19 protein-coding genes are annotated in these 22,905 nt (G+C 66.8%); 6 read left to right on the top strand and 13 right to left on the bottom strand.

Translation table 11 applies throughout. From position 1 onward, the window contains the following. The 6 genes from tssI to U5809_RS14380 form a co-directional block, all read right to left on the bottom strand. Nucleotides 1–828, bottom strand: an 828-nt coding sequence (gene tssI / locus U5809_RS14405; protein WP_322087000.1) for a type VI secretion system tip protein TssI/VgrG, incomplete at its 3' end; no start/stop codon positions are given. 805 nt (nt 829–1,633) lie between these two features. Then, complete coding sequence (locus tag U5809_RS14400; RefSeq protein WP_322086999.1) at nt 1,634–2,194, bottom strand: putative glycolipid-binding domain-containing protein; 561 nt, start codon at nt 2,192–2,194, stop codon at nt 1,634–1,636. Nucleotides 2,195–2,360: 166 nt separating this feature from the next. Further along, nucleotides 2,361–2,861 (bottom strand): hypothetical protein, encoded by a 501-nt coding sequence (locus U5809_RS14395; protein WP_322086998.1) that lies wholly within the window; start codon nt 2,859–2,861, stop codon nt 2,361–2,363. A gap of 115 nt (nt 2,862–2,976) precedes the next feature. Continuing rightward, nucleotides 2,977–3,432 carry a hypothetical protein gene (locus U5809_RS14390; protein WP_322086997.1) on the bottom strand — a complete coding sequence of 152 codons (456 nt, stop codon included), beginning with the start codon at nt 3,430–3,432 and terminating at the stop codon, nt 2,977–2,979. Further along, nucleotides 3,433–4,545 (bottom strand): tetratricopeptide repeat protein, encoded by a 1,113-nt coding sequence (locus U5809_RS14385; protein ID WP_322086996.1) that lies wholly within the window; start codon nt 4,543–4,545, stop codon nt 3,433–3,435. It lies immediately after the preceding gene. Next, complete coding sequence (locus U5809_RS14380; RefSeq protein WP_322086995.1) at nt 4,542–7,397, bottom strand: hypothetical protein; 2,856 nt, start codon at nt 7,395–7,397, stop codon at nt 4,542–4,544. The genes U5809_RS14385 and U5809_RS14380 overlap by 4 nt, the downstream gene beginning before the upstream one ends. Nucleotides 7,398–7,829: 432 nt before the next feature. Here U5809_RS14380 and U5809_RS14375 point away from each other — a divergent pair, with 432 nt between their 5' ends. From U5809_RS14375 to U5809_RS14360, 4 genes are all read left to right on the top strand, one after another. After that, nucleotides 7,830–8,723 carry an urea transporter gene (locus U5809_RS14375; protein WP_322087008.1) on the top strand — a complete coding sequence of 298 codons (894 nt, stop codon included), beginning with the start codon at nt 7,830–7,832 and terminating at the stop codon, nt 8,721–8,723. Then, nucleotides 8,698–9,474 carry a class II aldolase/adducin family protein gene (locus tag U5809_RS14370; protein ID WP_322086994.1) on the top strand — a complete coding sequence of 259 codons (777 nt, stop codon included), beginning with the start codon at nt 8,698–8,700 and terminating at the stop codon, nt 9,472–9,474. Before U5809_RS14375 ends, U5809_RS14370 begins: the two co-directional genes overlap by 26 nt. A 63-nt stretch (nt 9,475–9,537) precedes the next feature. After that, a complete protein-coding gene (locus U5809_RS14365) occupies nt 9,538–9,726 on the top strand; it encodes a 4-oxalocrotonate tautomerase (RefSeq protein ID WP_322081440.1) in 189 nt (62 codons plus the stop codon). Nucleotides 9,727–9,922: 196 nt separating this feature from the next. Next, nucleotides 9,923–14,764: an NAD-glutamate dehydrogenase gene (locus U5809_RS14360; RefSeq protein ID WP_322086993.1), complete on the top strand. Its 4,842-nt coding sequence runs from the start codon at nt 9,923–9,925 to the stop codon at nt 14,762–14,764. Nucleotides 14,765–14,850: 86 nt separating this feature from the next. On the opposite strand, the gene U5809_RS14355 is transcribed toward U5809_RS14360, so the two are convergent. From U5809_RS14355 to U5809_RS14330, 6 genes are all read right to left on the bottom strand, one after another. Next, nucleotides 14,851–15,711, bottom strand: a complete 861-nt coding sequence (locus tag U5809_RS14355) for a class I SAM-dependent methyltransferase (protein WP_322086992.1) — start codon at nt 15,709–15,711, stop codon at nt 14,851–14,853. Nucleotides 15,712–15,718: 7 nt separating this feature from the next. Beyond that, a complete protein-coding gene (locus tag U5809_RS14350) occupies nt 15,719–16,069 on the bottom strand; it encodes a VOC family protein (protein ID WP_322086991.1) in 351 nt (116 codons plus the stop codon). A gap of 1 nt (nt 16,070) precedes the next feature. Continuing rightward, complete coding sequence (locus U5809_RS14345; RefSeq protein WP_322086990.1) at nt 16,071–16,247, bottom strand: ribbon-helix-helix protein, CopG family; 177 nt, start codon at nt 16,245–16,247, stop codon at nt 16,071–16,073. A gap of 114 nt (nt 16,248–16,361) precedes the next feature. Continuing rightward, a complete protein-coding gene (locus U5809_RS14340) occupies nt 16,362–17,192 on the bottom strand; it encodes an arylamine N-acetyltransferase (protein WP_322086989.1) in 831 nt (276 codons plus the stop codon). A gap of 118 nt (nt 17,193–17,310) precedes the next feature. After that, the gene (locus tag U5809_RS14335; RefSeq protein WP_322086988.1) at nt 17,311–18,003 is read right to left on the bottom strand and encodes a hypothetical protein; all 693 of its coding nucleotides are present in this window, start codon (nt 18,001–18,003) and stop codon (nt 17,311–17,313) included. Nucleotides 18,004–18,345: 342 nt separating this feature from the next. Next, nucleotides 18,346–19,830 carry an amidase gene (locus U5809_RS14330; protein WP_322086987.1) on the bottom strand — a complete coding sequence of 495 codons (1,485 nt, stop codon included), beginning with the start codon at nt 19,828–19,830 and terminating at the stop codon, nt 18,346–18,348. A 371-nt stretch (nt 19,831–20,201) separates the two neighbouring features. Here U5809_RS14330 and U5809_RS14325 point away from each other — a divergent pair, with 371 nt between their 5' ends. Together U5809_RS14325 and U5809_RS14320 are read left to right on the top strand one after the other, a co-directional pair. Then, the gene (locus U5809_RS14325) at nt 20,202–20,636 is read left to right on the top strand and encodes a universal stress protein (protein WP_322086986.1); all 435 of its coding nucleotides are present in this window, start codon (nt 20,202–20,204) and stop codon (nt 20,634–20,636) included. Nucleotides 20,637–21,199: 563 nt separating this feature from the next. After that, complete coding sequence (locus U5809_RS14320) at nt 21,200–21,448, top strand: adhesin (protein WP_322086985.1); 249 nt, start codon at nt 21,200–21,202, stop codon at nt 21,446–21,448. Between the two features lie 48 nt (nt 21,449–21,496). Here U5809_RS14320 and U5809_RS14315 read toward each other — a convergent pair whose 3' ends face one another. Further along, nucleotides 21,497–22,879, bottom strand: coding sequence for a lysozyme inhibitor LprI family protein (locus U5809_RS14315; RefSeq protein ID WP_322086984.1), 1,383 nt, complete (start codon nt 22,877–22,879; stop codon nt 21,497–21,499). Nucleotides 22,880–22,905 lie beyond the last annotated feature (26 nt).

Below are 22,905 nucleotides of genomic sequence, written 5' to 3'. Positions count from 1 at the left end.
ACGGTCCTGCGTGAATGCCTTGCCGCTGGGCTCGTGCTTGTAGCGGCCCGGATAGTCGTAGCGCGCGTAGCCGCGGCCCTGGTGATCGAGGTCCGTGCCCTCACGCGGATACTCGTGCGGGTAGCGCGGGCTCTTGAACGTGTAGTCGCGCTGCACCTGGCGCGCAGTGCGCACGTTCTCGGTGTACGCGAACGTGCGCAGGCACGGATCGGACTGGTCGCCACCGGGCGTGGGGTTGTACAGCACCGGCTCACCCAGCTGGCGACCGAAGATGAACAGGCGATCGCAGTGGATCAGCCTGTGGCCGTCGGCGCGGTGCTGGAAGGCGTAGAAGAAGCCTTCCTCGCGCAGGATGCGCTCGATGAAGTCGTGGTCGGTGTCGCCAGCCTGCACGCAGTACTCGCGCGCCAGATGCTCGTTGGTGACACGCTGTTCATAGTCCAGCGTTTGATGGTGTGCCTTGAGCACGGCTGTCGCGATCTCGGGCACGCTCAGGGTCTGGAAGATGCGCCAGTCGGAGGACAGCTTCAGGCGCGCCAGGCGCGGCTCAACGACCGCGGAGTACCGGGTACGTCGAAAGCCCGTGTCACGCTGAACGAACGATGAAATGGCGCCGTGCACGTAACGCACGGGCACGCCGCCCTGCCAGATCGTGAGCAGGCCGTTGCGGTCGAGCACCTGACCGAAGTCGATGGCGGCGTTGGCGCTGGCCAGCTCCACCTGCAACAGAAAAGTTTCGGACAACCCCTCATGCAGGGTGAACTCGACGACCTCGAACGACTCGTCGCCAGCGGTAAAGGTAAAGCGCAGGTCGGATTGCGTGGGCATAGTTGAGCTTCCTGCCAAGACAAGCCTATCTCGTCATTCGTCGACGGATAGATGGCGACGACTGAACGTCCACCGCACAAACCAGCTCAGAACTATCGCCAATCCGGCCCATCGCAGGGGACACATATGGATTTCCTACCTTTCCCCGCGGAACAACTGCTCGTATCAGCTGGGAACACTCATCTCGTACCGTGCAAATTTGTGCTCATCGTCTCGCGGATCATTCGATACGCTGCTCCACATGGATACGATCAGCATCGCTAATCTTCTGGCCTGTCTCGCTTCAGCAAGCAGCGCAATCGCCGTCCTGCGAGAGTTATTGACTACGCCTGACAGCGCGCGGCGAATGTCGAGTAGCAATGGTCAGCCACTGCGGCACTCACGTCTATGGGACGAATCTGAAAATTGATTGCTATACAAAACGAAGCACTATCCAACAGCAAATGAGCCCGTAGCGAGCATTTGCAGCGTGCTGTGGCCGTGAATCGATCGAATCGTCGGGAGGGGGAATTGACTGTCGGCAGGCTATCGGGAATGGTTGATCATCGACTTACACGAAACAAGAATCCGCACCGTCAAAAAAAGCGAACCATACTCGAATATTCCGAGACATCGGATTTTTACCTGCAACCAGCACCCACGCGCGTTGTGGATGGAGCACCTTGGTGTCAGGTCGGCTGCGCAATTGCCAGATGACGCCCCCAATCCGAGCTTAGTGTTGCGCTCTCTACGCTGCTTCAGCGATTTCAGTCGCCTAAGTCAGCCGCGAGGCCGTCACTGGCCTAGCCATCACGACCGCCGCCGTTCAGCGCCCCGTCGGCGCCGGCAGACGTCTGAACAGCGTCTCGTAATCGATCACGAGCCCGTCGTCGTCGATGTCCATCTCGGCGGTGAAATTTCGGAAGATGCCTTCGTAGCGGTAGCGGCGGCCCGGCTCGATGCACGCGTAAGCCTGCTTGACCGGCGTGACCTTCAGGTCCGGCGTCAAGATGTACACGACGTCGATCGGCCGCCGCTCGCCACGCACGAGCCCCAGGCGGCCGATCGGCAGCGAATTCGTGAATGGCGTCGCCGCGATGTCGATATCGATGCAGCCGTCGAGCTCCGGCAGCGCGCGGCCCGCGCCGTCGCGCCAGTGGCCTTCGCCGTCGCCGCGCAGCTCGAGCGTGCCGCCGCCCATCACCTTCAACACCGCATACGTCACGCGCCAGTGCGGGTCGCACTCGACGCGATACGCGAGCCCGTACGCGCGGCCGTACCGCTGGCCGACCACCGCGCTTTCGACGACGATCCCGCCGCCGCTCCGGTCGAACGTCAGATGTTCGACCCCGTCGCCTTCGAGCGACGCCCATCGCACTTCTCGCATCGTTGCACCTCCTCGGTTTCCGCCATGTCGGGCATCGTCGCACAGCGGTGCCTTGCGCACGTCAACCGCGTTCGATTCGAGATCAGCCGGAGACGGGCTCATGCCATCGGGCGACGCCTTCACGCCCTCTTGATTCCGGCACGATGCCCGCGCATGGCAACCTCCGCTACCCGCATGGCATCGCCGGGCCGACCCCGGTTCGATGGGCGATGAACGACCCGTGAACCACCTGCGTTCGGCCCGCTCGCATGAAGGTACCCTTGAAATCGACTCGCCAGGCATCGGGGCCGACCGCGCGAACCTTGAAATCGGCCGCCTTTCCCGGATCGCAGCCTTTGGCATCGCATAGATAAACGCTGCCTTTCCCGGGATCGGAGCGTCCGGGCGCCGATCCGGCGTCGACTTCGGCATCCGGCCCATTCAACCACACGCTCACGCCGTCCTTCCTGGTGGACGAAATGACACCCACGGGCGCATCGTTGGGACCGCATGCTTGTCCGATCAGCCCGTCCGGCCAAACCTCCGGGGTGTCGCCGGCCGAACATCCGCATGCCAGGAGCGCAAACGCACCGATCAGGAACGACACCAGCCGACGAAACCGGCGTGAACGCGACTCGACGTCGAATGGGTCGCTCCACGGGGATTGATCGGCAATGAGGCGTGTCATGACGATTGCTCCGTGCCCAAGCGCAAACCATGGACACTGCCATGACCATCGCGCGCCGCAAGCGTGTCGGCGTCGATTCCGGTGCTGGCGCGCGATGGACGGAACACATTCACGCTCACGTATCCTTCGTTCCCGAAAAAACGCGGCTCGTCATGATGCTCGCGGCAAACGCAATCAATATGGCCAGCCCGAATCGAATCGGATAGATATTGAATTCGCCCGAGACGATGGACCAGATCGACGCGCCGACCGTCGCCGTGGAGGCGACGACGAAGACGATCGTCGCCACCACGTTGCAGACGAGTACCGTGCGTGTCGTGGATTTGACGGCGCGCGCGAGCGCGAACGCACAAAGCAGCCACGCACCGGTCACGCATGAAATCAACGGCATGCCGGTCGGAATATTGATCGCCGCATCGATCGTGACCAGCGAAACGTTCTTCAATGCTTCCCAGATCAGATCGGTCGACAGCACCCAGATGAACGGCACGAGGAACGAGATGCCTGAAATCAGGGTCCGCGCAATCCACGAGCCTCGTAGGGTCGCGACAAGCGTGCTGGCCGGGCGCATTCATTCTCCTCGAGGTTGCATGCCGACCGGCGGCAACGCATGTTCGTCTTCGGCGCCGCGTTCGATGCCGACAAGCGCGCGTTGTGCGGCAGGCAGCTTCGGGTTGAGCGCCAGCGCAAGCCACAAATAGCGCCGTGCATCGCGCGCGTTGGCCGCTACGCCGTCGCCCGCCTGATAGGCCAGCCCCAGGTACAAGCAGCTTTCGGCATCGCCCAGACCGCACCCGCGAAGGAAGATCGGTATCGCGCTTCGCGGGTCGCGCACGCCGATGCCCCGCCCCGCCTGCCGCAGTTGGCCGAGATTACCGCACGCTTCGCCATGACTGCGATTACATGCGGACCGGTAATAGGACACGGCCTGGCTCGGATCGCGCGCGACGCCCTGGCCGGTGGCATATATCACGCCGAGATTGAAGCAGCCGAGCGGATCGCCGTCACTGCACGCGCCCTTGTACAGGAAGATTGCATGCTTGCGATCGCGACGCACGCCCAGCCCCTTCATATAGGCCGTGGCAAGGTTCGAGCAACCCGATGCGCTGCCGCGGCGGCACGCCCTGTCGAACAGTTGTGCGGCCCGCCGGGTATCGCGCAGCACGCCGTTGCCAAATTCGTACGCCAGACCGAGATTCGAGCATTCCGTGCCGTCGCTCAACGCACAGGCCCGTTCGAAGGCTTGCACGGCGGCAACCCAGTCCTTATCCACACCCTCGCCGTTCATGAGCATGATCCCCAGGCGCGTACAACTCGCGACATCCGAATTGTCGCAACCCCGGCCGTAGAAATACGCCGCATGATCGGACGCCTCCTTCGCGGCAGCGACATAGTCGAGCCCGACTTTCTCGCAGCGGCTCGGATCGGTGGTCCTGCAGGCTTCGACGCGTGCCTCTTGCGACATCGGCGCCGACGACACGGCTGAAGCAGCTGCGGCGGACGACGCGTCATCACCGGCCTTCAGGCGGGGGACATCGCCTTCGAACGGATGGAGCTCGGGGCCCGGACCGGTATCCGTCTGCGCTACGGCAGGCGTGGGGCCGCTTGCGGGGGCAGCCGCGCGCAGGCCGGCCTGACACGCGCTCAGACCGACGATCGATAGCGCAACGAGGAGATGCTTCATTTCGACCACGGCCAGCCTCGCACGGCACCGAGCAAACCACGCAGCCCCCTTCGCCCGCCGGCCAGCACCCGCAATTCGTTGGTCAGTTCCGTTCGCTGCGTATCGCTCAATTGTTGCGGCGGCAGCGCGAGCAATTCGCGATACATCGCCTCCGCCTTGTCGGGCTCGCCCGCAGGCGCATAGCTACGGGCCAGGCTAATGCGCGCCCTGGTCAACTGCGCGTTGATCTGCTCGTCGGTTTCGCCGCCGCACGCCTGCAGCAACCGCTCGCACGGGTGGAGTGCATCGGCATGGCGGCCCAGCTTGCGCAGCAGGATGCCGAGGCTGACCGCCGACATCGCGGCCTGCAGCCTGACGTTCGCCTCGCCGGCACCCAGATAGAGATTCAGCGCCTCACGATATCCCGCCTCCGAGGCGCCCGGATCGCGGTCGGCCAGCGTGTATGCCTTGCCGTACATCGCGGCAGCCACGCGCAAGCGCAAATAGGCGACGTCCGCATGCCGCCAGCGCTCGATGATTTGCGTATAGGCCCGCAGTTCTTCATCGTGACGGCCCAGCCGATTCAGGTCGATGGCCCTGTTCGACATGGCCAGCGCCACGTCCCTCTCGGCGGTCGTCGACAGATCGTCGCCGTAGCGCGCAATCACTTCCTCGTTGACCGCCAGCGACGCTTCGCGCTGGCTCAGACGCGCGAGACAAAACGCCTTGTTCGTCATGGCCTTGCGGCATTGGCGGCGCAGCTCGGGGTGCAGCGACTCGACGTGTTGCGTCAGCATCTGGTCGTACAGCGCGATCGCGTCGCGATACTTGTCTTCGTCTCTCAGTGCATCGGCGCGATCCAGCATGCCGCTGATCGCGTCACGCTGTTCCGGCGTCAGGTCTTCATACTGATCCCCATAGCCCACGGACGCGCCGCCGTCCCGCATCCGGTTGATGCAGGTCAGCCGGCTGGCCGCGCCCTTGGCCAGCGTATCGCGCAGTTTGGGGCTGGTGGCGCTCGCAAAGCGCGCCATCAGTGCGTCGTACAAGGGCAACGCGTCGCCGGGACGATCCAGTTCGTTGAGGAGCAGATAGGCCTTGTTGAGATACGCGCTCGCCACACGCGGCTCGATGGCGGATTCCGTGTCCGCGGCGAAGCGCTCCAGCAGCAGGTCGTAACTCGCCATGGCCTCGTCGAACCGCAAGCGTTCGCGCTGGTGGCACGCGAACAGGTACAACGCATCGGCGACCAGCGAACGTATGGACCCGTCCGTATCCGCATGAAAGCGTTCGTCCAGCGCATGCACGGCCCGTGCGTAGGCTTGCTCGGCGGGTTCAGGCGGCAGCTTTTCCGGCGACACGCCATCGGCTTTCGGCGGGACGGCATCGGCCAGGATGTCGATGCGCAGATCCATCGCGCGCGCCACGGTACGACGAAGCAATACGTTCGCGCCGAAGTCCTCCGGCTCCGCGGCACCCTCCAGACAACCCGGCTCCAACGCCCGCAGCGCCTCCTCCGGCCGCTTCATCTGACGCAGCAAATGGCCGCGCTGGACCTGGACGCGAATCCACAGCGCGGTCAAGGCCGGCTCCGTCGTGCCGGATACGGAGCCGCCCGGCGGCAACGTCAACGCATCGAGCGCCTGCTCGGGATGCCCCAGCGCGCGCAAGGCCCAGGATTTGAGCAGCAGGATGCGCATCAACTGCGGCGACACGACCGGCATGGATCCGTCGCGCCGCAGATGCCGCAACAACTGCTCGGCCCCGTCGAGCGTCTGCTGCGGGCCCTCCACGGCCTCGAACCGCTCCAGCATCGCATCGATCAGGACGGCCTGCACCGCGGCATCGGGATGATCGCGATAACGCGTCCATTGTTCGTCGGCGACCTCGTCGGCCCCGTTCAGGTCAACCTCGTCGTCCGCTGCCTCGGCGCGCCGGCGCAGTGCGCGCGCCTTGCGGCGCAGTGCGATATTGACGAGTTCGAGCACCGACGCATCGTGACTGTCGGCGTGGCTCGCGATCAGCGCATCGCACGCGTCGATCCATGCCGAGAGATGCTCGGCGTCGTTGCCGGCCTTGCCGGCCGCCGTCTCCGCCCATTCGAGCGCATCGAACCGGGCCAACGCGAGCGTGTACCGGGTGCCCGGATGCGTACTGTGGGCATACCCGGCGATCAGCGCCTGCTGATCGGCGCGCGCCTCTTCATCGAGATCGAACGTTTTGAGCAGACGCGAGCGTTCATGCAACGCATCGGCCGCCACTTCCTGCAAATCCGGATCGTCCGCCCCCGCGAGATCGGCGTGCAAGGTCGCGTACGCCTTCAGCGCATCGGCATCGTAGTCGAGTGCGCCCAGCAGCCGGGCCTGCTGCAGACGAATCCGGCCGACCAGCACGCGCGTCGCCGGCCAGTCGTCGTTGTCGAATCGTTCGACCAGGTGATGCGCGCGGCGCACCATGTCCACGCGCGCGAAGGTCCCGCCCATCGCGGTGCGGATCTTGATCTCCTCCAGCGCGGCGAAAGCCAGCCATTCGCGCACCGCCAGCGCCCGGGTGTGCTCGAAACGCGCCTGGACGGCCTCGGCGATCTCCAGCGCGTCCGCCAGCTCGCGTTGCGAGGCCAGGGCCACGACCTTGCGGCACGCGGCTTGAACCAACCAGGGCCATGCGGCCTCCGGCGTCGCGGCGCCCTGGTCGAAATATCGCGCCAAGGCATCGGCCTCGGCCGCCGCATCGGCATGCCGGCCCAGCGTTTCCAGCGCATCGACCTTGCGGAACCACGCGGCGGCCAGATGTTCCTGCAGTTCGACCGGCGCCGAGACAACCGGGGGCGCGGCCTGCAACAGGCGAACCCGCACCGCGTCGGCATCGGCCAACGTCTTCTCGGCGTTGTCTTCCGTCAAACGCATATCTCCTCCTCGACACCGTGTTTCACGTGCATGAATCCAGCATGCCGATGGGTCGCGACGCGCCCTCGCGACGTACTCGCCGGAGCGGCACGTCGGTCCGGGTGGCCGGGATACGTCCCCCGCGAATTCTCCGCCGAGTCGATGCAAATGACGAATTGCTCGCGATTCGACGCGCTATCGGCGATCAAGGCGATCGAATATGTCGAATCGTCAGACAATGCGGCGGCCGGTGTATCGGACAAGGACGTCCTCGTGTCGATGCACATCGGCCAGCGACGAGCGACCGTCCGCATTCCCCATTTCGGGGCACCAACGACAAATCCTGACTATCCAGAATTCCCTATTCCGGTGCATCGGATTGTGTCCTATGCTCGCGGCTCGTCCTGTTCCGCCGCCATCATGCCTACCGCCCGCCCCGCTTCGCCGTCGATCGACCTGCGTATCCTGCTGCGCGGCATCGGGCAGATCGTGCTGCAGGCGAATGCACTCACCGGCGCGCTGCTGCTCGCCGCGCTGGCGCTGACCGACCTGCGGCTCGCGAGCGCTGCGCTGGTCGGCTCGGCCGCCGCCAGCATGACCGCCGTGCTGACGGGCGCCGATCGCCGCGACGTCGAACAGGGGCTGCATGGCTTCAACGGCGCGCTTGCCGCGCTGATCGCCGTACTGTTCGCGCCCCATCAACTCGCCGCCATCGCGCTGGTGCCGCTGGTCTCGATCGGCGCGGCCCTCGTGCAGCGCGCGATGCGCGGGCCGCTCGCCCGCTGGCGCCAGTGCCCGTATTCGAGCCCGTGCCTCGCCGTCACCGCCCTGTGGCTGCCATTTGTCGCGCTGCAGCATGCGAGCGGTGCGGCGGTTGCCCCGGCGTTGACGCTTGCTTCCGCCACAGACGCCCTTCTTTCAGGCGTCGCGCAGACCACCTTCGCGCAAGGCGCATGGGCTGGCGTGCTGATCGCCGCGGGCATCGCCGTCGCGTCGCGCCGCGCAGCCGCGTTCGCGCTCGGCGGTGCGATCGTGTCGACCGTGCTGCTGGTCGCGCTCGGCGCAAACGGCGCATTGTTCGCCGATGGTCTCCTTGGCTTCAATGGCGCGCTCGCCGCGCTCGCGCTGATGCCGCGCGGCCCGCGCGCGGCGCTTGCCGCCGCCGCCTTCGCCGCGCTGATCCAGTGGCTCGCGATGCGCGCGGACATCCCCGTGTTCACGGCCCCGTTCGCACTCGCATCATGGGTGACCGTCTACGTCGCGCGCCGCTTCACCCTCGGAGAACCCGATGTCGTCATTCGCACACCGTCCTGAAGCCGTGAAACCCGGCGGCCCGATCTCGGACGCCGAACGCCAGATGCGCGTCGATCTCGCCGCAGCCTACCGGCTCGTCGCGCTCAACGGCTGGGACGACCTGATCTACACGCACCTTTCCGCGACCGTGCCCGGCGAGCCCGGCCACTTCCTGATCAACCCGTTCGGCCTGACGTTCGACGAGGTTCGCGCATCGAACCTCGTGAAGATCGACCTGGCCGGCAACCGGATCGGCGACAGCGAGCACGCGGTCAACGTGACGGGCTTCGCGCTGCATGCAGCCGTGCATGCCGCGCGTGCCGATGCCGTCTGCGTGATGCATCTGCACAATACGCCCGGCATCGCCGTGTCGATCCAGCGCGACGGGCTGCTGCCCGCGTCGCAGCACGCATTGCGCTTTCATGGCGACCTCGCGTACCACGACTACGAGGCGCTCGCGTTCTCGCCGGCCGAAGGCACGCGGCTCACCACGAGCCTCGGCGCGAAATCCGCGATGCTGCTGCGCAACCACGGCACGCTGACGGTCGGCCGCACCGTGGCCGAAGCCTATGTGCTGATGGATACGCTGATCAAGGCCTGCGACATCCAGGTGCGCGCGCAGGCAGGCGGCGGGCCGCTCGTGATGCCCGCCCCGGCCGTGGCCGAGCGCACCGCCGAACAACTGCGCGACGGCGGCGCGATCGAGGGCGAACTGGAATGGCCGGCGCTGCTGCGCCGGCTCGACCGGATCGATCCGTCGTATCGCGACTGACGCCGCCTGCCTCACCCTCATCATCATCCTGCCGAATCGTTCAACCTCAACCGGAGCATTGCCATGCCGACTTTCAATATCCAGCTGTTCGAAGGCCGCACCGTCGACCAGAAGCGCGCATTCGTCGAAGCAATCACGCGCGTCACGTGCGAGACGCTCGGCTGCGAGCCGGGCTCGGTCGACATCGTCCTCACCGACGTGAAGAAGGAGAACTGGGCGACGGCCGGGAAGCTGTGGAGCGACGAGCGCTAAGCGTCAAGGGCGCCGCCGCTTCGGCACCGCCCGCCCCGCGCTGATTCACACCGACGCTGCGGCGCCCGCGACGGGCGCTGCACGCGGCCGCTTCCGGCCGCCTGCGTTGTGCGCCCGCACATCGCTTTGTCACGCAATCAGCGCCATAATGCCGGACACACGCAGCAGCCATTGGCCACCCGACGAGGAGACCGCCATGGAAGCGAAGAACGAAGAAGTCGTCGCACACCTGCTCTCCGATGTCGTCGAATTCGCGCGCGGACGCTTGCCCGAAGCCACCTTCCGGATCGTCGAACCCTTCCTGCGTCACTACTACGATTTCGTCGACGCCGACGATCTGCAGAACCGCAGCATCGCCGACCTGTACGGCGCCGCGATGGCGCACTGGCAGACCGCCCAGAAATTCGTCCCCGGCAGCGAACGGCTGCGCGTGTACAACCCGATCCTCGAACAGCACGGCTGGCATTCCGATCACACGGTGATCGAGATCGTCAACGACGACATGCCGTTCCTCGTCGACTCGGTGACGATGGCCGTCAACCGCCTCGGGCTCGCACTGCATTCGGCGCTGCACCCGGTGTTCCGCATCTGGCGCGGCGCGGGCGGCGGCATCGAGCGCGTCGATGCGGGCGGCGCGACACCCGGCGACGGCCAGTCGCAACTCGCTTCCTTCATCCATTTCGAAGTCGACCGCTGCGGCGACGCCGCGCTGCTCGACACGCTGCGCGAGGATATCGCGCACGTGCTCGGCGACGTGCGCGCATCGGTCGAGGACTGGCCGAAGATCGTCGACATCGCCCGTGCGACGATCAAGGAAATGAAGGCGCGCGAATCGACCGCAGAAGACATCGAGGCGCGCGCGTTCCTCGAATGGATGGCCGCCGATCACTTCACGTTCCTCGGCCAGCGCGACTACGCACTGGTGTCGGACGGCACGGGCTTCGGACTGCGCGGCATCGAGGGCTCGGGCTACGGCATCCTGCGCGAATCGCTGCGCACGTCGGGCGCGCCCGACGTGACGCCGCTGCCGCAGGCCGCCGCCGACATCATCACCGGCGCGTGGCCGATCTTCCTGACCAAGGCGAACTCGCGCGCGACCGTGCACCGGCCCGGCTACCTCGATTACGTCGGCGTCAAACTCGTCGGCGCCGACGGGAAAGTAACCGGCGAACGCCGCTTCATCGGGCTCTACACGTCCACCGCCTACATGGTGTCGAGCGCCGAGATCCCGATCGTGCGCCGCAAGTGCGCGAACATCGTGCGGCGTGCGGGCTTCCTGCCGAAGGGGCATCTCGGCAAGTCGCTCGTGACGGTGCTCGAAACCTATCCGCGCGACGAACTGTTCCAGGCCGACGAAGACCAGCTCTACGACATCGCGCTCGGCATCCTGCGGCTGCAGGAACACCAGCGCACGCGGCTGTTCGTGCGGCGCGACCGGTTTGACCGCTTCGTGTCGTGCCTCGTGTTCGTGCCGCGCGACAAGTACAACACCGACCTGCGCCGCCGCATCGCGAAGCTGCTCATCGACGCGTACAACGGCGTGAACGTCGAGTTCACGCCGCTGCTGTCGGAATCGGCGATCGCGCGCATTCATTTCGTCGTGCATGCGGAACCGGGCACGATGCCCGACGTCGACACGCGCGAGCTCGAAACGCGGCTCGTGCAAGTGACGCGCCGCTGGCAGGACGATCTCGCCGACGCGCTGCTCGACGCATTCGGCGAAGAGCAAGGCAACCGCCTGCTGCAGCGCTATGCCGATTCGTTCCCGGCCGGTTATCGCGACGACTACCCGGCGCGCACGGCCGTGCGCGACATCGAGCTGATCGAGCGCGTGAAGGACACGGGCCAGCTCGCGATGAACCTGTACCGGCCGATCGAGGCCGAGCCGCGCGCGTTCCGTTTCAAGGTCTATCGCGCGGGCGACCCGATCGCGCTGTCGCGCAGCCTGCCGATGCTCGAGCATCTCGGCGTGCGTGTCGACGAGGAGCGTCCGTACCGGATCCAGACGCAGGACGCCACGCACGCGTGGGTCCACGACTTCGGCCTCGAGCTCGCGGACGATACCGAGTTCGACATCGAGCGCGTGAAAGGCCTGTTCGAGGATGCGTTCGACCGGATCTGGAGCGGCCGGATCGAGAACGACGACTTCAACCGCCTCGTGCTGCGCGCGCACCTGAGCGCGCGCGAAGTGACGATCCTGCGCGCGTATGCGAAATACCTGCGGCAGGTCGGCTCGACGTTCAGCGATGCGTATATCGAACGCGCGCTGACCGGCAATCCGGCGATCGCCCGACAGCTCGTCGAGCTGTTCCTGCTGCGCTTCGATCCTGCCACCGGCGACACGCGCGACGTGCAGGCCGAACGCCTGCTGAAGGCGATCGAAGGCGCGCTCGACCAGGTGCCGAACCTCGACGAGGACCGCATCCTGCGCCAGTTCCTCGGCGTGATCAACGCAACCGAGCGCACGAACTACTTCCTCGCCGACGCCAACGGCGAATCGAAACCGTACCTGTCGTTCAAGTTCAATCCGGCCAAGGTGCCCGGCCTGCCCGAACCGAAGCCGATGTTCGAGATCTGGGTGTATTCGCCGCGTGTCGAGGGCGTGCACCTGCGCGGCGGGCGCGTCGCGCGCGGCGGCCTGCGCTGGTCGGATCGCCGCGAGGATTTCCGCACCGAGGTGCTCGGGCTGATGAAGGCGCAGATGGTGAAGAACGTCGTGATCGTGCCGGTCGGCTCGAAAGGCGGCTTCGTCGTGAAGAACCCGCCGCCGCCGAGCGATCGCGAAGCGTGGATGCGCGAAGGTATCGCGTGCTACCAGACCTTCCTGCGCGGGCTGCTCGACCTGACCGACAACCTCGTCAGCAACGCGATCGTGCCGCCGCCCGACGTGGTGCGTCATGACGCCGACGATCCGTACCTGGTCGTCGCCGCCGACAAGGGCACGGCCACCTTCTCCGACTACGCGAACGCGATCTCGCACGAATACGGCTTCTGGCTCGACGACGCATTCGCGTCCGGCGGCTCGGTCGGCTACGACCACAAGAAGATGGCGATCACCGCGCGCGGCGCGTGGGAATCGGTGAAGCGGCACTTCCGCGAGATGGGCATCGATACGCAGACGACCGACTTCACCGTGGTCGGCGTCGGCGACATGTCGGGCGACGTGTTCGGCAACGGGATGCTGCTGTCGCCGCATATCCGGCTCGTCGCCGCGTTCGATCACCGGCACGTGTTCCTCGACCCGAACCCCGATCCCGCGACGAGCTTCGCGGAGCGCGAGCGCATGTTCGCGCTCGAACGCTCGAGCTGGGCCGACTACGATCCGGCCGCGATTTCATCGGGCGGCGGTGTATATCCGCGCACCGCGAAGACGATCCCGTTGTCGCCGGCCGTGCAGGCCGCGCTCGGCATCGACGCGCACGCGTTGCCGCCGACCGAGCTGATCCGCGCGATCCTGCAGGCGCCGGTCGACCTGCTGTACAACGGCGGCATCGGCACCTACGTGAAGGCCGCGCGCGAAACCCACCTGCAGGTCGGCGACCGCGCGAACGATGCGGTGCGCGTGAACGGCGCGGACCTGCGCTGCAAGGTCGTCGGCGAAGGCGGCAACCTCGGCTGCACGCAGTTCGGCCGCATCGAGTTCGCGCAGCGCGGCGGCCGCATGAACACCGATGCGATCGACAACTCCGCCGGCGTCGATTGTTCGGATCACGAAGTCAACATCAAGATCCTGCTCGGGCTCGTCGTGTCCGACGGCGAAATGACCGAGAAGCAGCGCAACGCGCTGCTCGCGGAAATGACCGACGAAGTCGGGCTGCTCGTGCTGCGCGACAACTACTACCAGACGCAGGCGCTGTCGATCGCCGGCCGTTATGCGGTCGAGCTGCTCGACGCCGAAGCGCGCCTGATGCGCTGGCTCGAACGCGCGGGCCGCCTGAACCGCGTGATCGAATTCCTGCCGACCGACGACGAAGTCGCCGAGCGGCAAGCCGCGAAGCTCGGCCTCACGTCGCCGGAGCGTGCGGTGCTGCTCGCGTACAGCAAGATGTGGCTCTACGACGCGCTGCTCGAATCCGACGTGCCCGAGGATCCGCTGGTGGCCGCGATGCTCGTCGACTACTTCCCGAAGCCGCTGCAACAGCGCTTCAGCGAACCGATGAGCCGCCATCCGCTGCGGCGCGAGATTCTCGCGACACACCTGACCAACGCGCTGGTGAACCGCGTCGGCTGCGCGTTCGTGCACCGGCTGATGGAGGAAACGGATGCGAAGCCGGGCGACATCGTGCGCGCGTGCATCATGGCGCGCGACGTGTTCGACCTCGACGCGGTGTGGCGCGACATCGACGCGCTCGACAACCGCGTGGCCGACGACGTTCAGGCGCGCATGTTCGTCGACGTCGCGCGGCTGCTGGAGCGCGCGGCGCTGTGGTTCCTGCGCCATCTGCAATCCGGCGCCGTGGCCGACGGCGGCGTCGCCGCGCTGATCGCACGCTGCCGTGACGCAGCGGAACGGCTCGCACCGCAACTGCCGTCGCTGCTGCCGGCCGACGATCTCGATGCGCTGTCCGAACGGCAGCGCGTGCTCGTCGAAGCCGGCGTCGACAGCGCGCTCGCGGTGCGCGTCGCGAGCGGCGATATTTCAGCCGCGCTGCTCGACATCGCCGAAGTGGCCGCAACCTGCAACCGCAGCCTCGAACTCGTGGCGGGCGTCTATTTCTCGCTGGGTACGCTGCTCAATTACGGGTGGATCAGCGAACGTGCGGCGACACTGCCGACGCCGACGCACTGGGACATGCTCGCGCGCGCGGCCGCACTCGCGGAAGTCGCGCGCCTGAAGCGCACGCTGACGACGAGTGCGCTCGCGGAATCGCCGGATTCGACGACGGTGGAGACGATCGTTGGCGCGTGGCGCGAGCGCCGCGACGCCGCGCTCGCGCGTTACGAGCACCTGCTGGCGGATCTGCGCGCGTCGGGGGGCGCGAGCCTGGCGGTGCTGCTCGTGGTCGTGCGGGAAATGGCCGTGCTCGAACGCGCGTGACCGGGCTGGCGGGCGCCCAGTGGATGAGCGTCGCCGGTCGGGCGTGACCGGAGCCGGCACGCGCGCCCGCTTGCGTGCGCGCGACGCTAGACCGTCGCAACCAGCAGTTCCTCTGCGTGGTTCGGCGGCCTGAGGCCGTCCGCACGATCCGCGAAATAGCGGCGCGTCAGTTCGGCCGCCGAAATGTGCTCGGTTCTCGCGAAGCCGGCCTCGTGCGCCAGTGCCTGGATCTGCGCCGGCATGAAGAAGCTGATGAACGGCGTGCCGCTTGCGCGTGCACCCTTCGCGGCCATTTCGAGCCCGGGACGCACGTCCGGATCCGCGTTCTCCAGCGGCAGCAGGAATGTCATTGCGAGCGTCGAGCCCGGCGCGAGCGACGCAACCTCGCGCAACGCGGCCGCATTCGCTTCGCGCGTCAGGTACATGCTGACGCCGGTCGACACCACGACGGCCGGCTTGCCGGCATCGAAGCCCGCGCCGACGAGCGCATCGCGCCACGACTCTTTCGCCTCGAAATCGACCGGCACGAAATGCAGCCAGTCGGGCACACCGAAACCGAGCTCGACGAGGCGGCGTTGCTTCCAGGCCTGCGGCGCCGGCGGATCGACTTCGAACACCGTCACGCGCGACGCCATGTCGGGCCGGCGCTGCACGAAGCTGTCGAGGCCCGCGCCGAGGATCACGTACTGGCTCACGCCATGCGCGGCCTGCTCGGCCACGAGATCCTCGATGAAACGCGCCCGCGCGACGATCGACGCGCGAAACGGCCGCGTGAACTGCGGATCCATGTCGCCGCGCTGCTGCCAGCCCGGTTCCGGCGCGAGCAGTTGCAGCCCGACCTCGTCGGCGAGCACGTGCGGCGGCGCATCGAGTTCGACGTGCAGCGCGCGCCACAGCGCGACGCGCGCGGCCGTGCTGTCGGGGGCGTCTTCGCGGATATCGGTCATGCCGGCCTCACGCGCCCTGCTTGCCAGGCGCCTGCAGGCGCCACACGCGACCGTCCGGATCGCGTACGGTCATGTCGCGCGTGCCCCAGTGCGTGTCCTCGAACGGCGTGACGACATCGACGATCGGCTGCGGCTGCACCGCCTGCTCGTCGGACACCTTGAGCACGACCTGCATGTCCGGCGTCTCGCCCGGCGGCACTTCGGCGATGAACAGGAACGGACCGTCGCCGCTGCGCAGTTGGCCCGAGCTGTGATCGGTTTCAAATTCCAGCCTGAAGCCCAGCGCCTGGAAGAACTTCGCGGACTTGCCCCAGTTGTGCGTCGTCAGGTACACGGCTTCGATTCGCTCGGATGACATGTCACTTCTCCTTGGTGGACGGTTCCGCGCCTGGCGGCGGCGCGGCCAGGTACGCGCGCAACGCATCGGCCACCAGCGCGGACAGCGACTGCTCCGTTTCGATGGCGCGATGCTTGACCTGCCGGATCAGGCCGAGCGGCAGGTACACGTTGAATTGCTTCACTTCTTCGTCGGTCATGAAGGCTAGTATGCTAGCAATCTAGCAAAAGTCAATCGGAAGTGCGACGGGATGAATGGCGAAAAACGGGCGCGGCCCGCATGCGGACCGCCGCTCGGCTATCGCGTGTTCGCGCTATTGCGCGGTGCGCGCCGCCAGCCGTGCAAACAGCGCGTCGAGATCGAACCCCGCCGTATCGATGCCGATCGTGTCACGCAGGCACGCGCCCCACTCGGTCGCGTTGTCGAACGTGACGGAGCGCCCCGCGCCCGCCGCGTCGCGCAGCGTCAGCGTGGTGTTGCGCAACGCAGCGCGGCCTTCCGGCAGCACGCGGCATGCGATCAGGTCGTTCACGAAGATCGATTCCGGGTACGTCGACGTAAACCAGTTCGCGGCGTCGTAATCGATCCACTCGACCGGTTTCAGCGAGAAACGGTAGGTCGTCTGCCAGCCGTCCGGGATCTCGAACTGCAGGTCGAATTCGCCGTCGACCGGCGCGTCGACCACGCGAAACGCGCCGTGCGGCGTCGGTTGCCGCTCGCCCGGCACGAAGCGCAGCGGTGCGGTCAGCGTCGCGCTGCCGAAGCCGATGTCCGCGAGCCAGACCGCGCCGTCGAGATCGATGCGCAGCACCATGTGCGTCTGCGCGGTGACGATCTCGGGCGGCAGCATCCAGCGCACGCGCGCGATCAGCGGCGTCACGCGAAAGCCGATCACCGTGAGCGCGGTGTAGAACAGCTTGTTGAGTTCGAAGCAGTAGCCGCCGCGGCGGTGCCCGATCACCTTGTCGACGATCGCGGGCAGGTCGAGCGCGACGCGCGCACCGGTCAGCGGATTGAGGTTCTCGAACGGGATCGCCTGCGGATGCAGCAGATGCAGCCGGCGCAATACGGCAAGCGTCGGCTCGGCCGGGCCGTCGTAGCCGATGCGGGAGAAATAGCGCGAGAGGTCGAACGAGTCAGTCATGAACCGGCACCGATAAAGGGATACGCCACGATAGCATCGCGCGAAACCCCCATGTTGGGCGGGGCGATTGTCCGCCGTCGCGCGATGCCGGCACCGCATCGCGCGCACCCGCATGACGTTACGGCAGCAGCTTCAGCGCGGACGATGCGACCGACGGCACCGAAATGCCCTGGCTCGTCGCGAACTGCACGGCCTGGCTGAGCGTCGCCGCGAGCGACTGCAGCTGGCCCGGCGCGCTTTGCGCGATATACGACGCGGCCTGCATGTTCTGCGGATCAAGGCCCGACTGCAGCAGCGACGCCGCGCTCGTCGAACCGAGATTGCCGAGCCCCGACTGCAACTGCGAATACTGCGTGAGGCCCTGCCCGAGCGACGCGAGGCCATTGCTGAATGCCTGCTTGTCGACCGGGCCGTGGGTTGCCCCGCCGCTCGCGAACGCCTGGCCGAGCGCCTGCGACACCGACTGCTGCGCGCCGCCCATCTGCGACAGCGCGGCCGGCGTCAGCGCATTGCCGCCGGACAGCTGGCTCGCAGCCTGCTGTGCCTGCCCGGCCGCACCGGTCAGCCCCATCGCCGATGCAAGCGACGACTGGCCGGTCAGCACCTGCTGGTTCGCGCCGACATAGGCCTGCAGCAACTGCGCGACCCCGCCGCCCTGCGCGGGGGCTGCCTGCTGTTGCTGCCCGCCGCCGAGCAGCGATGCGCCGAGCGACTGCAGGTCGAGCTGCGCGTGCGCGGCGCTACTGATCAGGATGCCGAACGCGATGCCTGCCGAGGCCAGGTGACGGCCCGTCGCGCGAATGTGCTTCATGTGCTTTCCTCGTGCCCGAATGATTGAGGCCGATATTGTCGAAGCGCGTCGCGCGGTGCCGCAACGACTGAAACACATGGAAACGAAATCACGGCGCGCGGCCGCTTGCAATTCCGCGACCGGCAGACGTCGTCACGTGAATTCGTCCACGTTTGCCGCGCGATGTCACGCGCGTACCGGCATTCGTTCTCCGGTTGCGGCAATGCAGGCGACATCCCGTCTTTGTGCGCAGCGCAGCAAAACGCATCGCCGCCGGGCGTCAGGTTCGGCGATCAACTCAAAACGGGCAGCTCGCGCCGCCCGCTTCATCGCCCTGCTACCGGCCAACGGCCGGCCGCGACGTTACGCGGCCATCCACGCCGGCAGCCGCTGGCCGACCCAGTCGGCCGCCTGCTCGTAACCGCGCGCGAGCTGCAACACCGCGAGATCGGCACGCGGGCGCCCGATCAACTGCATCCCCATCGGCAACCCTGCATCGTTGAAGCCGACCGGCACGTTGATCACCGGGCAGCCGGCCAGCGTCCACGGCACGACCGTCTCCATCCAGCGGTGGTAGGTGTCCATCGCGCGGCCCGCGATCTCCTTCGGCCAGCGCTGGTCGACGTCGAACGGGAACACCTGCGCGGTCGGCGCCGCGATGAAGTCGTAGCGGTCGAAGAAGCTCAGCACGGCCTGATGCCACGCGGTGCGCTCGACGCTCGCGTCGAACACCGCCGCGCCCTGCATCGCGAGCAGTCCTTCGACTTCGTAGATCGCCTCGGGCTTCAGCAGCGCACGGCGCGCCGGGTCGCGATAGTGCGCGAGCAGCCCGCCGCCGGACAGCAGATGCCGGTGCGCAAGCCACAGGCGCCAGATGCGATCGGGGGCGAACGCCGGCAATGCGGCATCGACGTCGCAGCCGATCTCGCGCAGCGTCGCGAGCCCATGCTCGCACTGCGCGAGCACGCCGGCCTCGGTCGCGAGATAGCCGTTCCAGTCGCCGACCCAGGCAATGCGCTTGCCGCGCAAGTCCGCATCGAGCGGCTGCGCGAACACGGCCGGGTCTTCCGCGAGCGACAGCGGATCGTTCGCGTCGTAGCCGGACTGGATCGCGAGCAGCTGCGCGACGTCGCCGACGGTGCGGCCCATCGGCCCTTCGATCCCGAGCTGCTGCACGAACACGTCGACGCCCGGCCAGCGCGGCACGCGGCCCTGCGACGGACGGAAGCCGTAGATGTTGCAGAACGCGGCCGGGTTGCGCAGCGACCCGCCGAAATCGCTGCCGTCCGCGACCGGCAGCATCCGCGCCGCAAGCGCCGCCGCCGTGCCGCCGCTGCTGCCGCCCGCGCTCTTCGTCAGGTCGTACGGATTGCGCGTTGCGCCATAGACCTCGTTGAAGGTGTGCGAGCCGAGCCCGAACTCGGGCGTGTTGGTCTTGCCGATGAAGATCGCGCCGGCCGCGCGCATCCGCGCGACGCCGACGGAATCGGCCTGCGGCACGTTCTCGCGGAAGATCGGCGAGCCGTACGTCGTCCGCAGCCCCTTCGTCATCGCCAGATCCTTAGGCGCCTGCGGCATCCCGTGCATCCAGCCGTGATACTCGCCGCGCGCCAGTGCGGCATCCTTTTCCGCGGCTTCGGCCAGCAACGCGTCTCGGTCGCGCAGCGCGACGATCGCGTTGACCGCGCCGTTCACGCGCTCGACATGATCGAGGTACGCGCGCATCGTCTCGACACACGAGACCGCCTTGCTGCGGATCGCCGCGGCGAGCTCGCCGGCCGACAGGCGCACGATCGGATCGACGGAAATGGAAGCGGGAGCGAGAAGCTGCGGGGCGCCGTACGGCATGCGGGGTCTCCTGGAATCGGAATGGAATGGCGGGCCGCGTGGCGGCGGCGGGCGCTCCCGGACCGGCCGGGAGAGGCCGCCGCCGCGGCCGATGCTCTACTCTACGCGACGCCGGATCGGCGACCTCCGATATTTTCCGTCGCGATTCATTGCGGATCCGACTAAATCGGGGCGATGCCCGCCGGGCCGCTCACGCCATCCCGGCCGATGAAATCGTTTATGCGCATAAACTTAAATTTCTTATATTTCTAATAGGCGTGTCATGCGGCGGCGCACGTTAACGACATTTTTACGCGGCCGCCCGATCTCTTTAGATTGCCCGCTCCGGCCGCGCGCTACGCTGGAAGCATCTCGTTCCCAGGACACCGTTCATGCTCAAGTTGCTGGTTCCGGTCGGCCACTCGCCGCGTTCGCTCCAGGCCGTTCGCCACGCGACATTCCTGTATCGCGAGCGCTGCGCGTCGGAAATCGTGCTGATCAACGTTCAGGCGCCACTCGAATCGACGCGGCTCGAGGCCTATCACCCGCTGTCGCGGCTACGCTCGATCGAGGAGAAATTCGCGTCCGACGATCTGGCGATGGCGGAGCGGATCCTGCGGGAGGCCGGTGTCAAATACACCGTCGTGATGAAGGTCGGCCCGGTGGCCGATACGATCGCCACCGCCGCAGCCGAGACCGGGTGCGACGAGATCGTGGTGGTCGCGCCGCGGCACGATCCGCTGCATGCGCTGATGTCGCTATTTCGCCGCAGCGTGATGGGCCGGCTGGTGCGCATTTCGAATGTGCCGGTGACGGCCGTGCAATGACGGGCGTCAGGCACGGCGGACGGCGTAGCTGAAGCCGGCCGCCTGACCGGCCCGCGGGCTTGCACCTGCGGCCGTCGAACGCGCGACGAGGTACGTGTGCGCATCGTGCATCGCGCGCGTACCCGCCATCAGGCAGCGCTCAGTCGATGACCTTGCGCCAGAACACGAAATAGGCGGCCGCCGAAGACGCCACCAGCAGAATGGCCCACATCGGAGCAAGACTGATCAGCACGGAAGAGACGTTCAACATTTGGATTCCTCACTATTTCGACAGCGATATTCAACACGTACCGGCTTGCCGGAACCGATGCATTCACCGGCCATCGCGTTCCGTCAAATCATGCATTCATGCTATCGCCTTGAACGGTCGCGCGACCGTCTCCTCCCGCCCGTACCCTGACATTCGTCAAACTCGCGCGCATCACCGCCGTGCCGGGTTCCGATGGAAAATCGGGACAGGGTCACCGCGCCCCGCCACCGTTTTCAGCAGACGTTTACCGGGGGAAGCCCCGAGTGCTTCGTCGAACGTGTCCAGTTACGCTTGAGCGACGAGGAGACGAATCATGAGACGAGCCGTACATATCGCTGTTTTCGCGCTGCTGGCCTATCTCATCGGCGATCGGGCAATCCTGCATGCGCAGGGCCGCGACGCCAGCCCGCTCGCATGCGAGCAAGGCGCCGCGCAGGTCAGGGCCGACGCGCTCGGCCGTGGTTTCGGCGACGCCGCCGCCGGCAGCCAGAGCGAGGCCTTCATGTCGGGCTGCCTGGTGACCGGGCGGGGCAACCAGGACGTCGCGATGGCGAACCGGTGACGCGCCGGCCGCGTTCAAGCCGAAGCGGCCGAACGCAAGTCGCGTGCGTCAGTTCCCGCTGTTGACCGTCATTTTCCCGATCGACGTCGTGACGGACATCACGGTCCGGACGCCATTCACGCTGAACGTCTGCTCGCGGTCCACATCGTTGGCGGGAAGACGCATCGACAACTGCGCCATCAGGCCGTCTTTCCCGTACTGACCGAACCAGTCGATCAACCGGCCGATGTAGCACGTGCCGCCGACATGCACCGGCATGTCGCCGACGATCTCGTACGAATAGTGACCGGGGCCATAGTTCGAATACGCGTCGCGGTCATCGCCCTGCACCGACGGCGGAATCGGGCATAGCGGCTTGTCGGCGCCCGCATCGCGCGCGGCACGGTCGCTCACGTCGTGCAACGCCTGTTCGAGCGCCGCATGCAGTGTGCCGTCGAGCATCGTCGAACCGGCCTTGCCTTCCTTGTGCTGCGCGATCGGCACCGACAGGCGGTAGCGGTAATGCACGGTCAGTATCGGCACCTGGTCGATGACGGCAAACGGCCGCAGCAGGTAAAACTCGTCCACGCCATAGTGGCTGTCGCGATACAGCGCGTAGACGCGCCCGCGCAGCCGAACCCAATCGGCCGCCTGATTCGCGCCGCGGCCGTTCGTCGTGTACAGGCTGCGGTCGATCGCCTCGTTCGACTCGCCGGCCGTCTCGAACTTGCCGCCGTTGCGGCGCAGGACGTCCACCGACGACCACAACCCCGTTCCGCTCGCCGCCGATTCGATCACCAGATCGCGCTGCCCGTTGCCATCGAGATCGATCAGCGTGTAGGTCGCACTCGACTCCGTGTCACCGCCGTCGGTGTGCGACGCCTTCAACGCTTTCCATTCGTCTGGCGTCACGCCGCCGGGCCGGACCGTCGGGAACGCCGCACCCTGCCCGTCGTCGGACGCGCTGGAAAACCGTGTGACCGCCGTCCTGATCCGCAGACGCGCGATCACGTTCTCGACCGGCGAGCTTGCATCCGTCTGGCGCGCCCGGTCGACGAGCGTACGCAGGTCGTCGAGCGCGGCCTTGTCTTCGGCGTCGGGGCGATAGGCGAGCACCGCAGCCAGTTGCGATTGCAGTTCGCCGATCCGCGCCAGATAGCGTTGCCCGAGGCAACCATGATCGGCGCCGCATTGATCGCGTGTCTTCAACCAGCCTAGCTGCGCGGTGCGCAACGTGGCGCGCCGATCCGGCGGCAACGCACCGGACAGCTTCCGGTAAAAGGACGACAGCCTGTCGTCGTCCAGATGCAGGTCGTTCGACGCGCAAACGGCCTTTTCCGTCGCGCTGGTCGCCTGCGCACAGTCGAGCCCTGCCGCGACGCCCGGGAATGCGTGCGTAAGCAGCACGAGCAGCACCGTGCGCCGCAACGGGGCTTCAACATGGAATGTCATGAATGGTTTCTCGACGGTCAACGCGT

Source organism: Burkholderia sp. BCC1999, from assembly GCF_905339975.1.
GTDB lineage: Bacteria > Pseudomonadota > Gammaproteobacteria > Burkholderiales > Burkholderiaceae > Burkholderia.
This window is presented reverse-complemented; position numbering and strand designations above follow the sequence as displayed.

Bases quoted from the DNA above. Each gene is read 5' to 3' on its own strand.
- U5809_RS14400 (WP_322086999.1), bottom strand. From the start codon at position 2,194: ATGCGAGAAGTGCGATGGGCGTCGCTCGAAGGCGACGGGGTCGAACAT.
- U5809_RS14395 (WP_322086998.1), bottom strand. From the start codon at position 2,861: ATGACACGCCTCATTGCCGATCAATCCCCGTGGAGCGACCCATTCGAC.
- U5809_RS14390 (WP_322086997.1), bottom strand. From the start codon at position 3,432: ATGCGCCCGGCCAGCACGCTTGTCGCGACCCTACGAGGCTCGTGGATT.
- U5809_RS14385 (WP_322086996.1), bottom strand. From the start codon at position 4,545: ATGAAGCATCTCCTCGTTGCGCTATCGATCGTCGGTCTGAGCGCGTGT.
- U5809_RS14375 (WP_322087008.1), top strand. From the start codon at position 7,830: ATGCCTACCGCCCGCCCCGCTTCGCCGTCGATCGACCTGCGTATCCTG.
- U5809_RS14370 (WP_322086994.1), top strand. From the start codon at position 8,698: ATGTCGTCATTCGCACACCGTCCTGAAGCCGTGAAACCCGGCGGCCCG.
- U5809_RS14365 (WP_322081440.1), top strand. From the start codon at position 9,538: ATGCCGACTTTCAATATCCAGCTGTTCGAAGGCCGCACCGTCGACCAG.
- U5809_RS14360 (WP_322086993.1), top strand. From the start codon at position 9,923: ATGGAAGCGAAGAACGAAGAAGTCGTCGCACACCTGCTCTCCGATGTC.
- U5809_RS14355 (WP_322086992.1), bottom strand. From the start codon at position 15,711: ATGACCGATATCCGCGAAGACGCCCCCGACAGCACGGCCGCGCGCGTC.
- U5809_RS14350 (WP_322086991.1), bottom strand. From the start codon at position 16,069: ATGTCATCCGAGCGAATCGAAGCCGTGTACCTGACGACGCACAACTGG.
- U5809_RS14345 (WP_322086990.1), bottom strand. From the start codon at position 16,247: ATGACCGACGAAGAAGTGAAGCAATTCAACGTGTACCTGCCGCTCGGC.
- U5809_RS14340 (WP_322086989.1), bottom strand. From the start codon at position 17,192: ATGACTGACTCGTTCGACCTCTCGCGCTATTTCTCCCGCATCGGCTAC.
- U5809_RS14335 (WP_322086988.1), bottom strand. From the start codon at position 18,003: ATGAAGCACATTCGCGCGACGGGCCGTCACCTGGCCTCGGCAGGCATC.
- U5809_RS14330 (WP_322086987.1), bottom strand. From the start codon at position 19,830: ATGCCGTACGGCGCCCCGCAGCTTCTCGCTCCCGCTTCCATTTCCGTC.
- U5809_RS14325 (WP_322086986.1), top strand. From the start codon at position 20,202: ATGCTCAAGTTGCTGGTTCCGGTCGGCCACTCGCCGCGTTCGCTCCAG.
- U5809_RS14320 (WP_322086985.1), top strand. From the start codon at position 21,200: ATGAGACGAGCCGTACATATCGCTGTTTTCGCGCTGCTGGCCTATCTC.
- U5809_RS14315 (WP_322086984.1), bottom strand. From the start codon at position 22,879: ATGACATTCCATGTTGAAGCCCCGTTGCGGCGCACGGTGCTGCTCGTG.